The sequence below is a fragment of the Rhodopirellula sp. UH5 genome (assembly GCF_056839225.1).
Map to the genome: position 1 here is coordinate 1435971 of NZ_CM166390.1, position 21603 is coordinate 1457573.

The window sequence follows — 21603 nt, forward strand, 5'->3', positions numbered from 1 at the left end:
GCACAAGAGGCATGCTCCATGCCCCTCATGCATCGTTCAAACCTTCTACTTCTTCTTCGCCGGGATGCTAATCGTGACGTCGTTCACCCGTCCGGTGAACTCCGAGTCCTCAACATCCTCAAAGACCTTGTCAGCCACTGGCGTCGATTCATCGATGCCGACATCGGCTGTTTCATCGGCTGAGTAAAGCGCGGGCTGCGTCTTGTCGACCCGGCCTTCGGCGACTTTCTCGCCATCCACAAAGAGAGTGGCCTGGCCTCCTTTGCCGGTTCCGCCGCCCTCATAGTCAAAGACCAATTTGATCTCGGCCTTGTCTTTATCAATCGCTTTGGTGGATGCGACGGTGTAACTCTTCAATCCAAACCAGTTGTAGGTGTACGCAGGCTTGCCTTGATCCATGTACAAAGCCCAGCCTCCGAACTTGCCGCCCTGGCAAAGAATCACACCTCGGTCACTCCCTTTTAGATCCACATTGGCAACGATCGTTTTCGACGTGTTCTTCTCGTTGAGAAAGGTGTTCTCCAGGATCCCTGTCATACCCTGGCCGAGGGTCAGGCTGGTTCTGTCACCCATCAGGTCCGGACGGCCAGCGATGGCAGCGTTGAAGCGTTCGTAAGACCGGTCATCCAGCGGGTAGACACTGTTGGCAATGGCCTCCTTCTTGAACAGTTCCTGCAACTCTTTCAGTTTGTCAGGATGCATATCAGCCAGATTGTTCGTCAGGCTAAAGTCTTCTTCCGCATTGAAGAGTTCCCACACGTCGTTTTGCAAAGTGTGAATGGGATCATTTTCCCATGGCACACGGTGTACGACACGCGCCAGCCAGCCTTCGTGATAGATCGCGCGGTTGGCAAAAATCTCGAAGTACTGGGTCGTGTGTCGATCTTTGGCGTTTGCATCATCCGTTGCATACAACATGCTCACTCCAGAGAGTGGCTTCTGTTTAACGCCATTGACCATCGTTGGCTGTGGCAGTTTCGCCGCTTCCAGGACAGTCGCTGCCACATCGTTGACATGGTGCCACTGCGAACGAATTTCACCTTTTGCTTTGATCCCTTTCGGCCAGTGCATGACCATCCCGTTGCGAGTGCCACCATAGTCGGCGGCCATTTGCTTGGTCCAGGTAAACGGTGCGTCCGTAGCTACGGCCCAAGCCGCTGAAAAGTGCGGGAACGAATTCGGGCCACCCCAGTCGTCGGCGCGAGCCAACATGCTTTCGGTGGTTTCCGCATCAAAAATGCCGTTCAGGTGAACCAGTTCGTTGTAGGTTCCTTCCAGGCCGCCTTCGCCGCTGGAGCCGTTGTCACCCATGATGTAGATGAACAGCGTGTTGTCCAATGCTCCAATATCGTCAATCGCATCGGACAGCCGCCCGACTTCGTTGTCGGTGTGCTCGGCGAAGCCGGCGAACGCCTCCATTTGCAGGGCGAACAATTCGCGTTCCTTGTCGCTTAGCTTTTCCCAATCCTTGATGTCCGTTGGCATGGGAGCGAGCTTGGTGTTTTCTGGAATGATGCCCATGGCTTTTTGACGAGCAAACGTCTCTTCGCGGTACTTGAGCCAGCCAGAATCGAATTTCCCGTCGTACTTTTCGATCCACTCTTTGGGTGCGTGGTGCGGAGCGTGTGTGGCTCCCGGTGCGTAGTAAATGAAGAACGGTTTTTCGGGAGTCATGGCCTGTTGAAACTTCATCCAATTGATGGCTTCATTGGTCATATCCGTCGTAAAGTGATAATCGGGATCGTCCTTCTTTGCGACTTTCGTGACGCCGTCAAAAATCACAGGGTCCCACTGGTTGGTTTCGCCGCCAATGAAGCCATAGAACTTGTCAAAACCAGAGTGCGTTGGCCAGCGGAAATAAGGTCCGGAAACCGAGACTTCCCACGTCGGTGTTTCGTGCCACTTGCCGAAGGCGGCTGTGCTATAGCCGTTGTGACGCAGAGTCTCCGCAAAGTATTTGGCATCGTTCGATCGTTCGCCCTGGTTGCCAGGAAATCCGGTGGCAATTTCCATCACGCAGCCAACGTTGACCTCGTGATGATTCCTGCCAGACAACAAGGCGGCTCGTGTGGGCGAACATAGAGCGGTCGTGTGGAAATGGTTGAAACGCAATCCGTTGTTTGCCAGGCGATCAAAGGTCGGTGTTTCGATGGCTCCACCAAAAGTGCTTGTCGCACCGAAGCCAATGTCATCAATCAAAACAATGACGACGTTGGGAGCGTCCTCTGGTGGTTTGATCTGGAACATCCGTGGCTTGGTGGCATCTCGAGCGTCCAGCACCTCAATCGGTGCATAGGTTGGTGGCTGTATAGGCAGAACCGTTCTGTCCATTTTGTACTGGGATCCGTCTTGCGCCATGGCAGACTGGTTGTTGCAAACCAGCAGCGCCGCGACGGCAAGGAATGGAATAAGAGTTTTCATTTTCATCGTGTTAGTACCCTGTGATAAAGTGTCATTCTGCATTGTTGCGCCTTGCGTAAAGAATGTTTGTCAATTCCTACTCCATCAGATGTGGCTGTGGCTTCCAGCCGCAGTGTTTTTTTCTGAACTGGGGCTGGAAGCCCCCGCCACGACTCCTTCACAGTTCGATCTCACCCGGTTGGTTAATCGTTTGAAAACATGGTCTTCCAATCCGTCTTCATGTTGACGACGTTCCATCCTTGTGCCTTCGCTGCCTTGAGCGAAGCGTTGTCTTTTTCCGCGTAGGCGAATTCGCGGTTGTCATCATCGTGATTGACGAGCAATTGGAATGAAGGCAGAGTGTTGCTGTGGCAATACGTCAACATGCCGATGTCGCCACCGCTGCGAACGTTTCCGCCTGCAAGGATCGGTTTGCGACCAATGTGCAAATCAATTCCCGTGGGCTTGGTCGCCTTGTCATTGAAGAACAGGTGGTCTGCCGTCTTGAACAGTTGCCATTGGCCATCGACCTGTTTGAACTCATTTCGGCCGTTAGTCCCGATCACGTTTTCCGGAACAATCCCATAGGTTTCTTCCGAGATGACTCGCATGAAATCGATTCCGCCGCCGGAACAGATATAAGTCTTGAACCCATTGGCACGCAGGTAAGCCAGCAACTCGACCATCGGTGCGTAGGCGAGCTGTGTGTAAGCCACGTCGAATTTCGAGTGTTTGGCGGTCGCAAAAAACTCTTTGACGTGACGGTCAAACTCTTCCACCGACATACCGGCATGGGACGTTTCGATCACTTTCAGAAATTCATGTCCGCCGCTTGCCAGATCGTCAACGAGACGTTGCACGTCGGCGGCAAGCACAGATTGATACGGTTCCAGTTCCTTCCATTCGGGATGATCGCCTGCCATCGCCTTGATGCGATGTATCGGGAATTCAAACTGCACTACCGGTTGTTCGCACCATAAGGTTCCGTCGTTATCGAAGGTCGCGATCCGCTGTTCAGGCGGGACAAACTTCGGGCCACCCTCTTTGGTGACATCCTGCACGAACTGAAGAATCGCCGCTTTGGTCGGTCCGTCATTCCATGATCCCAGCGGATCCGCCTGCTGTGTACTAATGACGCTGCTGGCCAGCGGCTGCTCCTGGGCCATTGTCGATACTGCGAGCATCAGAGTCAGGCCGATACCCAACATTGCTTGTTGAATCATCTTTATCTCGCTTTCATTGTTTGTTGTTTCGTGCCATATGTGGCTGTCGCTTCTAGCCGCAGCGCTCGGTCAAGTGAATGATGTTCGAATACATGATGTGACTTCCTTTCTAATGGATTGAGACGGTACGCCTTCTGGCCTGCCGAAAGTCGGATTCGTTCTCTTCGTTTGGCTACTGCTCCTACTTCTGCTCGGGCGGCTGCTCGAACAGGGCCACCATTCGGGCCGCTAGCTCTGCCTGCAGCTCGTCCGCCTTCACCAGTTGCTCTGTGGTAAGCGTTTCGCTCAAGTCGGCGCGAACGTTCCTCCACTGTCGATCCATGCCGCGTTTCATGCTCTCACGGGCAGCGGCCAAGCCCACGCTCAGGGCCTCGTCCAGGATCTCTCCAGTCGTCTCGACATCCTGACGAAGGACGGGCTGGATCTTGGCCGTTTGCTCGGGAGTCGCCTTCAGCCGGATCGCCATCTGGTTGATGCCGATATTGATGGTGCCCTCGACCATGTCGCCCCGCGTCTTCTGTAAGAATCCCTTCACTTCCTGGCCGGCGGTGTCGAGTTGCTTGCCCACCGCGGCCATCAGTTTGTCCAGCGCGGCAGCCTGCGGCTTCTTTGGCACCGACTCCTGTGCGCTAACCGCGCAGGTCATCATGGCAATACCCACGGCAAGTCCGATGATTTGCAAATTCTTCATGGTGTCTCCTTAAGACGATCTGTGGTTAACGATTTTGCTGCGGCCTTGCCTGTCAGCACACTGTTTACTCTTCCTGTTATTCTTCTGGCCTCTGTGAGGAGGGTGCGTCGTCACTCGGGAACAGTCCTAGCCTCTGTTTCAACTCGCGGTCGAAGCTGGCGCCGACGGCCGCGAGCGGGTTGGACAATTTCTCGTAGATCCGCTCCGCCTCCCGTTCGATCTCTACCACCTCGCCCTTGATCCGCTCGGCTTCTCGTTGGACTTCCATCAGCACCAGGATGCCGATGACGAGCGATATTGCCATCACGGATGAGATGCTGAGGACGCAGTATTTGATGATCTCTACCGATCTCGCCATGCGGTTCATGGCGGCTTCTGTCTCCTGCTCCTTGCGGGCGACCGCGGCTTCCTCCTCGCGTTTCTTATCAAGTTCGCGCTGCTCCCTCGCTTGCTGCTCGCGCTCCAGCAGCTGGACCACGGCCTCACGAAGTTGCGTGTCTGTCATCGGGGTTTCTGTCATCTGAGGCTCACTGGTTGTGGTCTTTCTTGTGGGTTTCTTGCCTGTCGTTGTGGCCATCACCGCCGCCTTCTCTGTGGGTTTCAGTGTTCGAAAACGAAGCTAGCCACGGGTGCTTGTTCATCGCTCAAATCTTGCTCTTACATCTGTAGCCGAGGGCGCTGGCACCCACAGCGTTCTTTCTCAACTGGACGGGAAGCCCCAGCCACGATTACTTCACCAGTTCGATCATGCCCGGTCGCCAGGTTTGGTCGATCCAGGGTTGTTCGGGGCCGTAGATGCGCAGGGCGATGAACCAGCTCTTGCCGGGGATGGTCTGGAGCCAGTTGCCTTCCTGGCCTGCGGGCGCTTTCGGCGAGAAGTAGATGTCCATCGATCCGTCCGCGTTGGTCTTGATTCCCTTATCCTGACTTCCCTTGGTCGGGAACTGCTGGTCCGTTTGAAGCTGCGAGCGGGTTTGGGTGTCATACATGGTGATCGCCCAGAAATCCTTGGCTGGCGGGTTCGGCGGAATCCGGAGCCGGTATGTCATGGAGCCATCCAAAACCTTGCCCTCGGAATCGAGCATTCCCATCGAGTAGTCCGATCCTTTGCCAGCAACGGTCATCGCCATCGCAGGAGAGACACAGATGTAGCCGAAGTGAAACAGGACACGTGGTTCGAGGCGATAGGCGCCGTTGCGAGTGAAGGTGGTGTCCTTGTCCGCAAAGGCAGTTACCCAGGCATCACCGTCCTTGTAGGTCAGGTTACCGGGATCACGCGGGAAGTAGCTGATGGCGCGGGCGGCGCCGTTAGCAATCGCGGCGGCGTCAGTGAGGATCTTCTTCATGCGTGCATCCGGAGCGAAAGGCTTGCCCTTTTCGATCCCGATCGCCGCCATCATTCCCCGGGCTTCGGGGCCGAGATACGACTCGGGTTCGGTCTGCATCAGTCCATGCAGTTTTTCAAACGCGCTGTAATCATTCGGAAGGATCACCTGCATGTCCTTGCCGGATACGTTGATAAACTCGGTGGCCGGGGGGGCATCCGCGGTCGACAACGGGTAGACTTTCAGCGTGCTGCGGATGTTCTTCGACGCGGCCGGGACGGCCTCTTCGATGGGCATGCTCTTGTCGAGATAGCCGCGCATGAACACCCAGACTCCACTGGTTTTTGACGGGACAACGAAGTAGCCCTCGGGGACGTCCCCTTTGTAGCCGGGAGGAAGCACGAGGTACTTGCCGCCCTTGCCCTTGTCAGGACCCGCCACGCCGAGGTCGACCATATACTGGAAAGCCATGTCGTCGAGGATGCCGAGCATTCCCTGCGGCAAGTCGACAACGGTCGGGCCGTCTTTGACCAGGTCAAGAAAGCCAACCGCGTACATGGTCGACGTATTCCCGGTCAGCAGGATGGACTTGGAGTCCATCAGATTGTCCCAGATACAGATCTTATGGCAGGCGTCCGCGCCCATCGCCGCCTGCCCTTCGCGGAGGGCGTTGACAGAGAGGGCGGGGATCGAATTGAGATAGACGTTCACGGCTCGCGAGGTATCGAGGTAGTCGTAGACGGTCTCCACCGTTTTCGGCTTCGGCACTCCGTCAAAGTACTCGAGCGTGCCGATCGATGTTTCGACGCTTTCCCGAGCCTTGATCGACTCCGGAATCGGCGTGGTCATTTTCGGTTGCGGCGATTGCGCACGGGCTTGCGTGGCCATGGCTATCGCCAGCGCGCAGGTGGCAACGGCGATTTGTGACGTTGAAAATCTCGACAGCATCGGTTGGTTCCTCAAGAAGGGTGTGATTTCGGTATCGGGATTCGGATTGTCATCGGATGTCTTTTCGGATTCGCCAAAGCAGACGAAAGCCAAAGCCTAGGACCACGAGAAAACCCAGGCCGCCGGCACCGGACTCACCGTAGAGACGTGGTGAAACGTTGTGGCTTAACAGCATGGGTCCATGTTGGTTCACGATTTCAAAGAGTTGCACTTCACCGTAGCTCCGGCAGGTTTATTCCCAGCCGGTTTTGAGGTTTTCAGCAAATCGGAATTCGCTGAATGGTGTTGATTGATTCCAGGAATGATCTCTCGTCGAAGAATGGAAACATCTTTGGGTGCCTCAATACCCAAGCGAACTTTGTTTCCGTGGATTCCAAGGACGACGACCTCGACGTTCTCGTTAATGAAAATGGATTCCTCTGGTTTTCGTGTTAACACAAGCATCTCTGTACTCCCTTACCGAGGTTAAAAGTCAAGTTTCTTAAAGCCTTGTCGCCATACAAAGTCGATATCCGGACTTCACCGGATTCATCGAACGGCTTGAATGGCAATATTTGGGTTTCGCTCAATGTCATTGGATTGTTTCCCCGTGGCTGTGGCTTCCAGCCGCAGTAGTTTTTTGTCTAACAACTAGGGCTGGAAGCCCCAGCCACATCAGTCAACCAATTCGATCTCACTTGGACGCCAACTTCTGTCGTACCAGACTTGCGTCGGACCATAAATCCGCCACAACATGTTCCAGCCCTTGGAAGGATCGGTCTGGATCCAATTCACGTGTCCCTCAGTTGCCAAGGGGCCATCAGGCTTCTTCGGGCCGATGTAGACGTCATAAGAGCCGTCCGCGTTTTGCACGGTCGCCTTGTCGATGCTGGTGACACCCGGGTAGGGATTGTCGGTTTGCAACAGCGAACGCGTCTGGTTGTCGTAGACAGTGATGTCCCAGAAACGCTCGGCGGGAACGTTGGCGGGAAGGTGGATCTTGTAGGTCTTGCTGCCATCGAGGGCATTGCCTTCGGCGTCGCGCAGTCCCATCACATACTGGGATCCCGCTCCGACAGGTGGTTTGACCATCGCGGGCGTGATGCCGGTCGCGTAGAAGTGGAAGCGGACCCGCGAATTGATCAGACTGACGCCGTCGTTGAGAAACTCGTAGCTGCCACCAGCGAAGCCTAGCTCCCAGCTTTTGCTGCCCGGCCAGATCGCGGTGTCTTCCGTGTCGCGGTTGCGAAACAGGATCGTGCGTTGGGCGGCGGTGCCGACTGCAGCGGCTTCAGCGAGGATCTTCTTCATGCGGGCATCCGGTTTGAAAGGCTTGCCCTTCTGGATGCCGATGGAGGCCAGCAACCCGAGGATCTCGGAACTCTCGGCCGAATTTGGCTCTTCCTGGACTGTGATGTTGACCTCGTCGAAGAAGGTCTCATCTTGGGCGTGCAGGGTGTTGAAGTCCTTCATCGCTGTGTTGACCCAGTTGACTTCCTTGGGCTCGCTCCCCAGCGGGTAAAGGCGGAAATGCTCCTTCATGTTCCTGACCACGGGAACCGGGTCGAAGTCCGTCATGAAGCCACGCATCGCCAGCCAGTGGCCGTAGGTTTTTGACTTCTTGACGATGTAGCCATCGGTGGGCAATTCGCCTTCGTAGCCCGGCGGCACCAACAGGAACTTCCCGCCCTTGCCTTTGTCATCGCCGGCGTTGCCGAAATCACAGATGTAATGGAACCACGCATCGTCGATGATGCCCAACACGTTGGGCGGGGTCTCCATGACCATGGGACCGTCCTTCAAGTCGATCCACATAAACGTGTAGACCACCGTGGTATTGCCCGTCAGAAGCAAGCCTTTGGAATCCAGACGTCCGCCCCAGTAAATCATGGTCTCGTTGTCCGGGCCCCAGTTTTTGATGCCTTTGCGAAATCCCTGCAGCGAAGCCGCGGGCGTGGTCATGATCATGGCCTCGACGGCGCGGGAGAAATCCATGTGATCCCACACCTTCTTCGCAGTCGCTTCGGTCGGGAATCCGTCAACGAACTCCAAAGCCCCGAGGCGTGTTTCCGTTCGATCGGGGGTGACGACATTTGCCGGAATCTGGGTGGAGTATTTCATTGCCGGTGGCTGTGCTTGAACGCTGGTTGAGAGAGAGCAAAAAGCCAACGCTGCCAGATTGAACAGGTGGTGGTTTCGTCGCGTGCTCATCGTGTTTCTCCTACTTTTTGAGTGACTGTTCATAACGATGGTTGTGGGTTGAACCCTGAGTTAGGACGGCATGATGTAATTCATGAATGTTTCCATGCGAATCATGACGCGACGTATGAGGTGGGTTGCCTTCACCGAATCGGTGTAGATGGCGGCGGTACCGGTCGCGCCACCGGGCAACTCGTGAATGTCAAACTCCGGCCCCGCGTCATCCAGCGTGAGCACGACACCGAACGGCAGCGTTTTCTGGCTGCTTGACGGTGCAGCAGCCACCACGCCCGTCGGCTGGAGTTGTCCCTGCGGTGTGATGTAGGCAATCCGATCCACCGTCGCAGTAAGCGTTCGGCCTGGGTAAAGCTCCAACACAACGTCTGCTTTCTGACCTGGCTTCACATGACGCAACCGGTTCTGATCGACGCCAACCGCGATTTGTGCACTGGATGAATCGACGAAAGCCATCCAGGTGCGAACGGGAAACGCTGCCACTCGTTGGCCTGGTCGCAAGGTCATCCCGACCACGAAACCGTCCGCTGGGGCCAAGACGGTGGTTTGAGCAAGGTTGTACTGAGCGGTCGCCAATTGAGCTTGCAATTGTGCGACCTGCGTGTTTTCGCCGTTGATCGTCGAAGCAACCGCGAACTCCGCTTTCTGCTTTGCCGCTTGAGCCGCCTTCAATCGTTCTTGCGCCTCGATGACGCCGGTGTTGACGCCATCTATCGAAGAGTCCAACGCAAGTTGGGCCTGTTGTTGCGAGGCCTGGGCGGACTCAACCGATGCCATGGCCAGTTCCAGGTTCCGCGCTTTGGTGGCCGCTTCTTCCGGAGACGTCGCGTTGCCCGCAAGCAGTTTTTGAGCACGCTCATTATCCGATCGAGCCAACTCTCGTTGTGCCTGAGACTTGCTAACGTTGGCCTTCGCCGCGATGAGAGCGGACTCCAGCGAGGCGGCTTGTTGCGTCGCCGCTACGATCGCGGCTTCGGCCTGAGCGACGTTCGCATCCGCTTCCGCGAGGCCGGCGGGCAGCATCTTGGAAGTTTGTTCGGCTTCCTTCAAACCAGCCAATAGCCGATCCACTTCGATTTGATAGGGTTGGGGATCAAGACGAAACAAGACGTCGCCTTTGCGAATCGGCTTGCTGCCGGGCGCGTTGACTTCGATCACTTCGCCGCTGACGTTGGGAACGATTTCAACAACAGTGCGGTAGACATTGACCACACCCGAAGGGGCGCCCCATTGCATCGGAATGAACAGAACCACCAGCAGCAGCACCATCCAAAGGACCGGCGAGAGCTTCCAAAACAAGTTGAACTGGATAACTTTCAACTTGACCAGAATGGCTAAGAACGCCACATAGATCAGGGTCAGAAAAAGGATCACGACACATCTCCTTTCGTCGAAGTGGCGGCATTGCGAGACTCGGCGTTTTGAGCGTCCACCGGTTTGTAGTAAGCCCAGATGAACGCTACCGGTAGCAGCAGCCCCATGGTGATGACGCCCCACCATCCACAGACGCTGACGGCGTCGGCTTGCGGGTGGTTGCGCCCGCGGGCAATTCGACCGGGCATCATCCCCAGCAAGACCCAAACGCCAACCAGCGTGAGGCCCAGAACCGCGAGGATGGTGATCGCAAAGACATCAAGAAATCCCATGATTGCAGTCCTCCTGTTTCTGATCTCGAGAACTCTTCGGCAAGAGTTTCACTTCATTGAGATGGATTGAATCGCATTGAAAGAACTTGAGGTCAGCTGGAATCACTCGCCTCTCAAAGTGTTTGATTCTTCGTTGTTGAATTCTCGTTTGCACCATTGCAGGGCTCGCAGTTGACGGAGAGGATCTTGTATCGGAGTTGGTAAAGGCTATTGAGCACGCCCATCAGCGCGGCTTGATCTTGGACCTGTCCACTCAACGTCGTCACGGACGGTTGGTTGTCGGTGGAGCTTGTCTGAATTCGCATGCCGCCTAAACGTCCAGACCACTCTTCGCTCAGCTCTCCCTCGACGACAATCCGGTAGCAGGCGGAAGTTCCCGGTTGTATTTGCGGCCATCTTCTTTCATCCACCATTGATTTTCGTTTGCCTCCACGGATTGCTTGTTCCTGGGGTCTTGCACTGCAAGTATCTGGCGGCGAGGGCGAGTGCACATCGCTCACAACGAGTGAGAAATGAGGGAGTGCAAATTTCGCAACAGAGGATTGCAGTCCCGGTTGGGTTGTTGCCAGGACGCGAGATCCTTGCCCGAACCGAAAGGAGTCCTGGGGCTGACGCCCCAGGCAGAAGAAGTTCGCCGCTTCGCGGCTTGCGGGGACGGGGCCAACAATTCCTGGGGCTGACGCCCCAGGCTTGAAAACAACGCCGCTCCGCGGCTATTCCTGGATGCAGCCGCGGAGCGGCGTATGTTGATAGCCTGGGGCATCAGCCCCAGGAGCCTGAAATAGAGCAACGCCGCAGCCGCGGAGCGGCGATTCTTTCAAGCCTGGGGCGTCAGCCCCAGGAGAACAAAACAAATACGGGGGACAGGCGCGGAGCGGCAGATTTCGCTACGATGTTCTTTGGCGTCAACGAACGAGACGTAAGACTGAATGAGGGAAATGGCATGTCATCAACCCATCATGGGATTCTGCTTCACGTCGTCTTTAGCACCAAGCATCGACATCCCCACTTGGCCGACTCTTGGCGAGATGAGCTGTTTGCTGTGATCGGCGGAATTGCGAAAGAACAGCAAGCGGTTCTTCTGGCCGCTGGCGGAGTCGAAGATCACATTCATCTTCTGCTCAAAATGCATCCAAAATTTGCGATCTCAGATACGCTGCGGACGATCAAAGCCAATTCATCCGGCTGGATCAACAAAGAGAACAAGATCGGTTGCCGTCATGAATGGCAGCGCGGATACGGTGCATTTTCGGTGAGCCAGTCGATGGTTGAAACGGTGCGTTCGTATCTCGCTCGTCAACGCGAACACCATCAGCGACAAACGTTTCAAGACGAGTATCTGGAAATGTTGCGACGTCACCAAATCGAATTCAACCCGCAATACGTGTTCGATGAGGAGATCGTGTCGTGAAAGGAAAGTCACCGCTTGCGGTGTCGTGGTGAACGCATTCACGCCCCATGACGTTGAAAATCGCCGCTTCGCGGCTTGATGAAATCATGCACGCTCTCCCCTGGGGCTTACGCCGAATGGCACTTACTTTAGATCCGAGTCTTTCAGTTTTGACGGTGGTTTCTTTCGCTTTTCGAATTGCGCGTCTTTGGGCCGTTTGCGGTACGCCTCGCGTCGGTATCTGCGTTTGCCTCGAATTGGCAACTTGTCTTTGCGGGCGATCGCCAGGGCGGTTCGGTAGGCCTCGCGCCACTGGCTAGGCTCGGTGTGCATGTGTCGCAACAAAAAAGTCTGAAAGGTGGTCCACGTTCGCTTGAAACTCATTCGACGCGGCGGAACTTCCTCCATGGCGGCCGCTTCGATACGAAGCTGACTGGTCAGGTTGTAAGCCACGACTGACGTGTAGAGTTCTTTCATGAATGTGTCGACACTCTTGGCACGGATATTCTCGGCATCCATCACCACCTTGAAGTTGCAAATGTCAATTTCTACATCGTAGCGACGCTCAAATAATGCGGCCAACGTGAAAGCTTCGTCGGCCAGCGTGCTGACCAGATAAAGCGTCAGCGAGTCGGTAACCTTGACCTCGTGCAGAAAAACATCGCACTGGCAATCCGCGGGCAACTCCGGTTGGGTCTGGCGATTCTTCTTCGTGGGTATCCACGTGTGTCGGTAACTTTTGTGATGTTCGGATTGCTCAATCAGCTCGGCATTCTTCTGCAGCGAATGAAAGTTAGCCTTCTTCATTCGCAGCAAAATGTCGTGCCCTGCATTGATGGCTTCATACGCGACTCCAAAGATCCCAAAGCCCGCATCGGACATAATGATCGAGTGCTCGGGAAGCTGCTCAAAACCTTGGCGAGCAAGTTGCGTCTCGGAGACTGCCTCGGGCCCGTACATCGGTCCGACTTGCGGAAGCATTGCAGCGCCGCTGGCGAGTTCATGAAAGACGGTTAACAACGCGCATGGCCAGATACCTTCGCCGAGTTGGTTGCTTGCCGGTGGAAACGCTTGTTGGAGTTCTTTTTCCGGTGCAAGAGCCATCGTGGTTCCGTCAATCAGGAACACGCGTTGTTGGTTGAATGTAGGCTCGGTGGCCGAAATGATGCCGGAGCTGACTTCCTCGGCAAACCAACGAACGACATCCAGAGGCAGTCGAGATCTCGCTCGGCTGTAGGCACCCGATGCGGTCGAGATCGTGTTTTCGTCGAGTCGTTTGTTCTCGGGAAGATAGCTCGGCCGAGTATCGATCAGGTGTTTCACCGCGTTTTCGAGTGAGGCATCGGGCTTGAGACGCTGGTAGACGAGCATCCAAAGGACAACGCAGGCGGTGTAGACAGTGTGAGCTCGCTGGGCAAAAAGCTCGTTCGCATCTTCGAAGTTGACAAGCTGATGCAGCAGTTCGAAGGAGCGGTCAAACTGCTGGTCGGCTTCCATGCTTCGCTCGGAATCGTTCATGCCAAAATGGCTCCTTTTTGAGAAAGGAAGCCTGAATGCGCAAAAACTGTGCCAAGATTATCGCAACTGAAGACTCAATCTAAAGTAAGTGCCATTCGGCTTACGCCCCAGGCTTGAGATAGACGCCGCTCCGCGGCTAATCGGGATGGCAGCCGCGAAGTGGCGTATTTTTACAGCCTGGGGCATCAGCCCCGGGAGAGAAGAACGAACCAGTTCAACAGCCGCGAAGCGGCGGTTTTCTATAGCCTGGGGCGTGAGCCCCAGGGGGTCGGAGCAAGAACCAGCATCACAGCCGCGGAGCGGCGAATTTGCCTGGTTCGTGACTGAAGCCTCCAGCCCCTGCTGAGGAGAAAGCTGCGGCTGGAAGCCACTGCCACTTCACTCTTTGACGAGACCGAGCTCTTTAGCCTTCTGTACCGCTTCGCGGCGATTCTTGACGTGCAGCTTCTCGAAGATGTGCTTGACGTGCGTTTTCACCGTCCAAACCGAAACGCTCATCGATTTGGCGATCTCTTTGTCGTAAAGTCGCTGTGCCAGCAACTCCAGCGTGTCACGTTCGCGATTGGTCAGCGTTTCGATCAGTGAGCCATCTTCCTCGGTCGTTGGCTCGGCCAGTTCGCTGTCCTTTTGTTGATCCGGCTTCGGAATTTCCGCCAGCAAGCGATCAACAAATTCCGCGACCGCATCGTCAGCGGTGAAGCCGTGTAACAGCTCCGCCATCGGTTCGCCCAGTTCCACAAAGAAAAGGATGCAGTCACCGGGTTGTGCAAGTGCGACTGCTCTGTGCAATGCTTCTGCCGACTCTGCGTTTCTGTCACTCCGGTGCAAGACCAACGATTGCAGCAGCAATGCTTGAATCAAATTCAGTGTGTTGTGAGTTTCCTCACTGGTCTGCACGTAGGCTTCGAGTCGTAGCTCGGCTTCCCGCAAACTGGCCTCAGAGTCCTCCGCCAACAACGCGCGGCAGCGGGTAACACAGGGGACTTCGTGCCAGAAGATCAATGCCGCCTCATCCGACGGCGCGGCCGATTTCAACCAGCGAGAAACAGGCGGCCGGTTGCCTCGAACGATTGCTAGTCTCGCTTCGCAGGAGTGAAAGACATCCGCCGAGAGCCGAAGCGAATCAACGAATTCTCGTAACATCCGCATCGTGGCTTCCGCTTCGAACCGCTCTCCGTTCATCTCGTAGCTCAACGCCAACGCAGCCATCGCGTCCATGGCGGCTCTCGAATCCAGAAGGTAACGACGGTCGACTGCCTTGTTCAGGCAACCAACCGCAGCGGCGTGTTGGTTCTGCCACAAGTGAATCAATCCCTGCATGTAGTCACGCCAACTTTCCGTGTAGATCGATCCATTGTCCGCTGCGATTCCCTTCATTCGCGACGCGGCAAATATCGCATCATGAAGATGAGCCGAGATCATGTGAATCATTACAGTAGTCGCAATCGCTCGGATTTGCCGAATGGGGTGCATCGCGTGCGTGTTAGCAAGGATCGACTGGAGCCGCTCGAGTGCCTGTTCCCGCTGACCATCCATCTGACTCGCCAGCCCCAGGACCAGGTCCGTCTCGCTGAGCGCTGCGTGATGGTCAGCCGGAATCCGCTCGATCGCATGATGCAGGTGTCCTAGAGAGTCAGCGCAATTCCCAGCGAAAAACTCGAGATAGCCGCGAAACAAGTCCACCTCGCCACGCATCGCACTGGCCGACGCCCGATCCAACAATTGTCGCTCAGCAATGAGCGGCTCCAACTGATCAAGGACCGCCGAGAATTCCTCGAATTGGAGGTGAAAGTAGAGCACCCAGACACGGGCGAGCAAAAGTTCTGGTCGCTCACCGATGATGGACTCGGGCAACAAGTCAAGCCATCGCTCAAGCTCGTACGACGCATCTCTTGTAAGCGTCTTGAGCCGCGCGTTGGCGACGATCTCGGCCGCCTGTTCGCTTCGCCCTGCTGCCAATGCATGCCGGATCGCTTCGTCGATCAGCCCTTGCTGAGAAAACCAATCGCTGGCACGACCGTGCAGGCCGCGAACCTCGCTCGCAGGGTGCGTGTTATCCAGTTGTTGCGTGAGCAGATTCTGAAACACCTGGTGATAGCGAAACCAACATTCCTGAGCGTCGAGCGGAACGATGAACAGATTCTCTTGCCGCAAGCGTTGAATGATGTGTGCACCCGTCATTGCAGAATCCGGTGAATCACCTGACGGTTGGCAGACCGCCTCGACCAGAGGAGCACAAAAGCGATCCAAGATGGACATCTTCTGGAGACAATTCTGAAACGGCAAGGGTTGCCTGCCGAGCACCTCATGCAATAGGTAGTCGTAGACTTGATGAACTCCGCCTTGCAATTGCGACACGAACGCTTCCTTGTCATCGCAATTTCGAATCAACATACCGACCAACTGCAAGCCGACGATCCAACCTTCCATGAGTTGCTCGAGTCGGCTGAGGGCCGCATCGCCTACGGTCACGCCAGTGATCTGACTCAGCACCTCGCTGACTTCGTCTCGAGTGAAACGGAGATCCTGCTGCCGAAGTTCCGCCAACCACCGGTTGCCACGCAGAGCCGCCAACGAAAACGGTGGATCGTGCCGGGTGATCACGACCAGTCGCATGGGGCGAGGAGGATGCTGCAACAGATTCTCGAGCAGGCCATGGACATCGCCGCCGGCAATCAAGTGGTAATCATCCAGCACCAGTACGAAGGGCTCGTCAATTGCATCGAGATCATTGCCCAATGCATCGGCCAGAACGTTCACCGTCGGTAGTCCAGGTGCCTGCAGAACAGACGTCGTGTCGGGACAAGCACCGGAAAACTGCCCCTCCACCGCGGCCACAACATAGGTCAAGAACGACCTCAAATCACTCTCGCCTTCGCTCAGCGAAAGCCATGCGGCGCGGCGCTCGTTGTGCTTTGCAAGCCAATCTGCCACCAACATGCTCTTGCCGTATCCGGCTGGCGCGCATACCAGGATCAACGGCACATCGCACGCTTCATCCAAGATCTGTAGCAAGCGATCTCTGGAGACGAAATCAGACGGAACCGTGGGGCGGTGAAATTTTGTACCGAGAATCGATACACGCAGCGATTGGCTGTCCGAGGATGCCATCTCAACGCGTGTTTCGCCTTCGCCCCAACGCTGGGCGCGAGCATACTCAGTCAACTCCGCGACGTTTGCCAAGTCCAATGCTTTAATGATGCGTCGCCGCGCCGTCTGGACCTTGCTCGCACTTGTCTCTCGAGCGGCGGCAATCTCCTTGACCGAATGGCCTTCGGCAATCATCCGTACGATCGACTCATCACTTTCACTCAGTCCGCCGTCGCGGTCGTGCGAGTCCGATCGATTCAGCAGTCGCACGTATTCCGAAACAACGACGCCAGAAATCGCGGGACTCAGATAGATGTCATCGCCATGCACCGCGCGAACAGCATGCACCAACTCTTCGGGGGCGCTTTCCTTCAAGACGTAGCCGGCGGCCCCGGCGCGAAGCATTTTTTGAACAAAACGTTTGCCCGAGTGAATCGATAGTGGAATCACTTTCACACCCGGAAGCGTTGAAACGATTTGCCGTGTTGCCTCGATGCCATCGGTGCCCGGCATCGTGATGTCCATGACGATGACATCTGGCAAAAGTTCAACGGCCAATCGAATTGCTCCCTCGCCGTCACCTGCCTCACCAACGACTTGGATGTCGTCTTCGTCATCCAACATCATCCGCAGCCCCTTGCGGAACATCGCATGATCGTCAACGACCAATACCGAAATCGTCATGAGTGGCTCTCTGGCGTGGTCGCGGATCTGTCCGAATGGCCGCAAGGAACGATCAGTTTCGCCTGACAACCCTTGCCCGGTTCTGAGTCGATCTGCAACGAGCCACCGAGGTTCATCATCCGTTCTTGGATACTGAACAAACCGAACCCTCCTTCTGAACTGGCCCGAAAAGCTTCCGAACCGGCGTCAAATCCAACCCCGTCGTCCGCGACAGAGATTTTGATGTGATTGCGGGAATGCTCCGACGTGACAACGACATGGCGAGCTTTCGCATGCTTCACCACGTTGATAAGCAGTTCGCGGACGCTGCGAAAGAGCAGTGCATTGACATCGTCGCCAACAGCATTTTCCGGCGCCGCTGGCTCGGCCTGACGGACGATTTGAGTCTTGAGGCCGAAACGATTCGAAATTTCTTCCTCCAACCATTCTTCGATCGCCTCGTCGAGCCCGAGCTCATTGAGTGACGGTGAACTGAGATCGTAAACAAGGTGCCGGGTGTCTTGAGACGCTTTCAAAATGGTTGACGAAAGTTCATCGAGCTTGGCACCCAGTTCGGGCGAGTTCATTGACTTTCGTGCCCCTGCCAGTTGAATTCGGGCGAGCGCAAGCGTCTGTCCAACATCATCGTGCAGATCCACAGCGATCCGCCGGCGTTCACGTTCTTCGGCAACGGTCAACTCTGACGCGAGTGCTTTGAGTCTCGTCTGGTGCTTTTGAAGAATCGCTTCTGCCTCTTTTCGTTCCGTGACCTCCTTCTGCAATTGGGCGTTGTGGTCTCGAACGGATGATGTGTAGCCCCGCACTCCCACGATCACCGCTGCGCATAGCCCCATTGCGATCAGCGTTTTGAACCAAGCGGTTTCGAACCAACGTGGATGGACAACGATCGCGATTGTCGCCCCTTCCTCATTCCAGACGCCGTATCCACTGCTCCCCAACACATCAAACCGATAACTTCCAGGAGGCAACGCCGTAAAATGGGCAACTCGCTGATTGTCAGCCTCGACCCAGTCGTCGGCATGCCCTGTCAGCCGGTACCGAAACTCAGCGGCGTCGGGCTTGGCATGTGTCGCGGCGGTGTAATGGATTGCCAATCGTCGCGTCCCCGACTGAAATTCCACCGTGTCGTGGCCGGCTACCGCGACGCCATCAACGAGCACCTGTTCAATGTGCACCGGCGGAGCTTTCCGGATGACATTGATCGCGCCGGGAGGAATTTTCACGGTGTCGCGTTTCCGTGTGACCCACACCGATCCGTCAGCCGATCTGGCCATCTTTGGATAACCGATGCCCAATCGTTGACCTTCCACCGAAAGTGGCATCCCTTGGCAATCAAGTTGATCAATCTTCCCTGCGGTCAACTCCTCCAGGCTTTGTTTGGAAACGAAAAAGACTTTGTCGGGCCCGCCGATCCATAGGTTGTCGTCGGGATCATCCGTGATGGCAAAGACACGGTTTGCCAGCAGGCCATCGCGAACGCGCCAATTTGTAAACTTCCCGTCCCTCATCCGGCACAAACCGCCGCCCAGGGTCCCCAACCAAAGGTCGCCGACTTCATCGATGTAATGAGATCGGAAATCGGCGCTCGGCAAGTCGTCAAGCAACGGATTGCTGACACGCTCTGTCCCGCGATACAAGCCGTCGTTTGTTCCGGCATAAAGTTCGCCTGTGACGTCTTGGGCAAACCAATGGACGGTTCGATTCTGGAAGGCTTCGATTTCGACAAAGCGATCTTCATCCCGTCGCGCGGCACCCCCGTCCAGGTAACCCACCCACACGCTGCCATCACGATCCTCGGCGATTGCTCCGACAGGTTCTTTGCGAAGTCCATCGCGAAGCAAATACGTCGACAAAGTTTCGCCGGCCCAGTGAGTAACCCACTTCTCTTTTTGCCCGATCCAAAGCGACCCATCGCTACCTGGTGCCAGCGTCAGAGAGCGAATGAGTTTGGAGAACCGATCCACGGTGAGCGTTTCCGGACCACTTCTCGCTGCAACATGCGAGAGTCCCGCGTTGGAGCCCAGCCAGACGCCGCCATCGGATGCGGAAAGGACACAAGCCGCAACGTGGTCGAAAGAAACAGCCGAAGCGGGCGTCAATTGACGCAGGCAGCGAGGCGAACCGTTGGCACCCAGCCACAAACTTCCCTCACGATCATCCGCGATACAACTGACACCGATACCGAACCAAGGCGGACTGTTCGTCTCCGGTTGACCCTGATGCAATCGTTTCAGCTTTCCGACCTTCCCCGCATACCAGATCACGCCCAGACGATCCTGATAGACCAGTCGAATGCTTGAGTTCGGCAAAATGCGATTGAGCACAACACCTTTGAAATGGATCAGCCCCGCCGTGTCGGTGCCCACCCAAAGGCTGCCATCGCGATCCGCTTCCAGTGCATTCACCGCGAGGCTCGCTCCTGCGGGCAAAGTCAACTCAACTTTCACGGCGGCGGAGTTCGCGTCGTCCCAGCGAAACAAACCGTCCGGCCCGCCCATCCAGAGACTGCCTTCACGGTCTTCCGCCATCGAAAAGACTTGCTTGGGTGCGCGCTCGAGCGGTTGAAATTCACCACTCGCCTGCGATCGCCACGTGCCTGAATCGGTACCCACCCACAGCGCACCGCCATGATCCTGATGAATCGAACGAATCCTTTTGCCGGAAAGTTCCTGCGCCGCCTTGGCCTCGCGCAGTCGCCCAGTTTGAAACGCAACCAAACCGCCCTCGTCAGAGCCGACCCAAAGAGTGCCATCGCGGCTCTCAAGCAACTGCGTCATGCGTTCCGAAGCGAGCTCCGGCGTGTTGCCCTGATCAAAGGTGGTGAACTTGACGCCGTCGAATCGGCACAGACCTGCGCCGGTTCCAACCCACAAGTAACCGTCTTGAGTTTGCAGGATGTCGAACACTTGGTCCGAAGGTAGTCCATCACCTGGTCCCCAAGCGTTGTTGTGCAAACGATCAATCCGGCGATCGTCATGCAGGCGACCGGAAGCTTCCTCGGTCTGCCCCAGGCTCGGCCGCGCAACCAAGATGAGCATGAAGCCAATCAGCGAGAGACGACAAAACCATTGCAAGTCAGGCGATCGGGCTTGCCGAGATTCTCGCATTCAATACCGCAGTTTCATTGATTGAATCGATTGAGATGGTGAAGCCTTAGTGTATTCCACTGCCTATTTGCTTGCACGCAGCATTGAGACGCGGTTTGGATTGTCTGCTTCGGCGTCAGCAACGATCGCCTGCGTAGTGGCCAAGAAACTGTGTCATCGCCAAGAAACCCGAACGAATTCGCAATAAGCCATGCTTGCCGTGATAGTCCCCTCCGGCGAGACAGCTTCATAGACAGGCGAGAGCCCATGCCTCACGCGTCGTCGACAATTCCATTGGCCGATCGCGTCCACTGGACGCCCTCTCCGGGGCCTGACGCCCCGGCAATGACTTTGTCGGCCCATCCGGGCCTTGTTGCCTCAATCAGCCGGAACCCGCCAGCGTCCGGTTCGTCTCCGGTAACTGTGGGCGATCGCCCTTCGCCTGACGGCTCAATCTGCGAAACGTATTGGATCAACAGTCCCGCACGTCCACCAACCCGAACCAGTCTCGAAGGGGCGACAGAACCTCTGCCGGTGGCGTCAGCCACCGGTCGCCATGCCGCCTCCACCCCAAGCAGGTCGTGCAGTTTTCGATACCGCTTTGTGTCAGATTTCCACACGGCCCACCTCTCCCAGAACGAAGTTTGGGGAGAGGTCGAGCGACGCCGTTCAGGCGTACGCGAGGGTGAGGGCCGGGCATGGGAAGCGGCGCGTGCAACCCCACCGGAAAGTTCGCTTTCTCACCACTCACGCTGCGCGAGCCGCCTGCCAGCCCAATCTCAAATCGTCGAACGCCACTTCCAGGCCCCAGCCAATTCCGGCATCGCCCACGCCACCCTGTCCGGGCCGCGGCGGAAAATAAAACCCAACGCGATTTTCACTCGATTCCAACAATTTGCGGGCGGGTTGGACACATGTTGCCCAGGCCACCCCCCCCGCCAGCCAAGGACTTGCTACACTCACCCTGTTGCGAAATTTGAAGCGCAACTCGGGAACAGACGAACGCGGCATGACGGCGGAAGGCGAGGTTTTGAATTGATGAGCATGGGAACGCAGCGGAAGCGTCATCCACAATCACTGCGTTTGATCACGCTGGGTCGGGGCGAAGCGACCACCATCGTCTACCGCTCGGCTCGCTCGACCGAGCCTGCCTGGAGGGTGCAGAAGGAGTGGGGCAGGTCAGATGGGACGAGCCACGAAAAGGGGACGGGGGTCGTTTTCGAGAATCGAATGCCCGCCAAGTGGTTGGCTCAGGGCACGAAGCACGCAATAGACGACGAACGGGGATGCGTTTTCGTGTGGTTCGCATATTTCGCGGTTCGCAACCGGCTGCGTTCGTGAAGTGATCGAGACCTAATCGGCCAGTCGCCGTTCGACCTCCCCTCGCTTCGCTCGACCCTCCTGCCTGG

At 56.3% G+C, this 21603-nt stretch carries 13 protein-coding genes; 1 reads left to right on the plus strand and 12 read right to left on the minus strand.

The window, feature by feature from the left end; genetic code table 11:
- Nucleotides 1–45: 45 nt before the first annotated feature.
- The 9 genes from UH5x_RS05420 to UH5x_RS05460 all read right to left on the minus strand — a co-directional run bounded on the left by UH5x_RS05420 (nucleotide 46) and on the right by UH5x_RS05460 (nucleotide 10426).
- On the minus strand, nucleotides 46–2427 hold the full coding sequence (locus UH5x_RS05420; protein ID WP_482634993.1) for an arylsulfatase: 2382 nt from the start codon (nucleotides 2425–2427) through the stop codon (nucleotides 46–48).
- 176 nt (nucleotides 2428–2603) lie between these two features.
- Entirely contained in the window at nucleotides 2604–3623 is a 1020-nt protein-coding gene (locus UH5x_RS05425; protein WP_482634994.1) for an HAD family hydrolase, read from the minus strand.
- 181 nt (nucleotides 3624–3804) lie between these two features.
- Entirely contained in the window at nucleotides 3805–4314 is a 510-nt protein-coding gene (locus tag UH5x_RS05430; protein WP_283431085.1) for a hypothetical protein, read from the minus strand.
- 76 nt (nucleotides 4315–4390) lie between these two features.
- Nucleotides 4391–4819: a hypothetical protein gene (locus tag UH5x_RS05435; protein WP_482634995.1), complete on the minus strand. Its 429-nt coding sequence runs from the start codon at nucleotides 4817–4819 to the stop codon at nucleotides 4391–4393.
- A 223-nt stretch (nucleotides 4820–5042) separates the two neighbouring features.
- The gene (locus UH5x_RS05440; RefSeq protein WP_482634996.1) at nucleotides 5043–6587 is read right to left on the minus strand and encodes a DUF1254 domain-containing protein; all 1545 of its coding nucleotides are present in this window, start codon (nucleotides 6585–6587) and stop codon (nucleotides 5043–5045) included.
- A 189-nt stretch (nucleotides 6588–6776) separates the two neighbouring features.
- On the minus strand, nucleotides 6777–7031 hold the full coding sequence (gene csrA, locus UH5x_RS05445; RefSeq protein WP_482634997.1) for a carbon storage regulator CsrA: 255 nt from the start codon (nucleotides 7029–7031) through the stop codon (nucleotides 6777–6779).
- A 210-nt stretch (nucleotides 7032–7241) separates the two neighbouring features.
- Entirely contained in the window at nucleotides 7242–8777 is a 1536-nt protein-coding gene (locus UH5x_RS05450) for a DUF1254 domain-containing protein (protein ID WP_482634998.1), read from the minus strand.
- Between the two features lie 60 nt (nucleotides 8778–8837).
- Nucleotides 8838–10154, minus strand: coding sequence for an HlyD family secretion protein (locus tag UH5x_RS05455; RefSeq protein WP_482634999.1), 1317 nt, complete (start codon nucleotides 10152–10154; stop codon nucleotides 8838–8840).
- Nucleotides 10151–10426 carry a DUF3302 domain-containing protein gene (locus tag UH5x_RS05460; RefSeq protein WP_482635000.1) on the minus strand — a complete coding sequence of 92 codons (276 nt, stop codon included), beginning with the start codon at nucleotides 10424–10426 and terminating at the stop codon, nucleotides 10151–10153. The genes UH5x_RS05455 and UH5x_RS05460 overlap by 4 nt, the downstream gene beginning before the upstream one ends.
- 943 nt (nucleotides 10427–11369) lie before the next feature.
- Between UH5x_RS05460 and tnpA the strand changes: the two genes are divergently transcribed.
- Nucleotides 11370–11837 carry an IS200/IS605 family transposase gene (tnpA, locus tag UH5x_RS05465; protein ID WP_482635001.1) on the plus strand — a complete coding sequence of 156 codons (468 nt, stop codon included), beginning with the start codon at nucleotides 11370–11372 and terminating at the stop codon, nucleotides 11835–11837.
- A 123-nt stretch (nucleotides 11838–11960) separates the two neighbouring features.
- Here tnpA and UH5x_RS05470 read toward each other — a convergent pair whose 3' ends face one another.
- The 3 genes from UH5x_RS05470 to UH5x_RS05480 all read right to left on the minus strand — a co-directional run bounded on the left by UH5x_RS05470 (nucleotide 11961) and on the right by UH5x_RS05480 (nucleotide 20146).
- Nucleotides 11961–13334: an IS4 family transposase gene (locus UH5x_RS05470; RefSeq protein ID WP_482635002.1), complete on the minus strand. Its 1374-nt coding sequence runs from the start codon at nucleotides 13332–13334 to the stop codon at nucleotides 11961–11963.
- A gap of 378 nt (nucleotides 13335–13712) precedes the next feature.
- Nucleotides 13713–17108 carry a response regulator gene (locus UH5x_RS05475; RefSeq protein WP_482635003.1) on the minus strand — a complete coding sequence of 1132 codons (3396 nt, stop codon included), beginning with the start codon at nucleotides 17106–17108 and terminating at the stop codon, nucleotides 13713–13715.
- Entirely contained in the window at nucleotides 17105–20146 is a 3042-nt protein-coding gene (locus tag UH5x_RS05480; protein ID WP_482635004.1) for a two-component regulator propeller domain-containing protein, read from the minus strand. Before UH5x_RS05480 ends, UH5x_RS05475 begins: the two co-directional genes overlap by 4 nt.
- Nucleotides 20147–21603: the final 1457 nt, after the last annotated feature.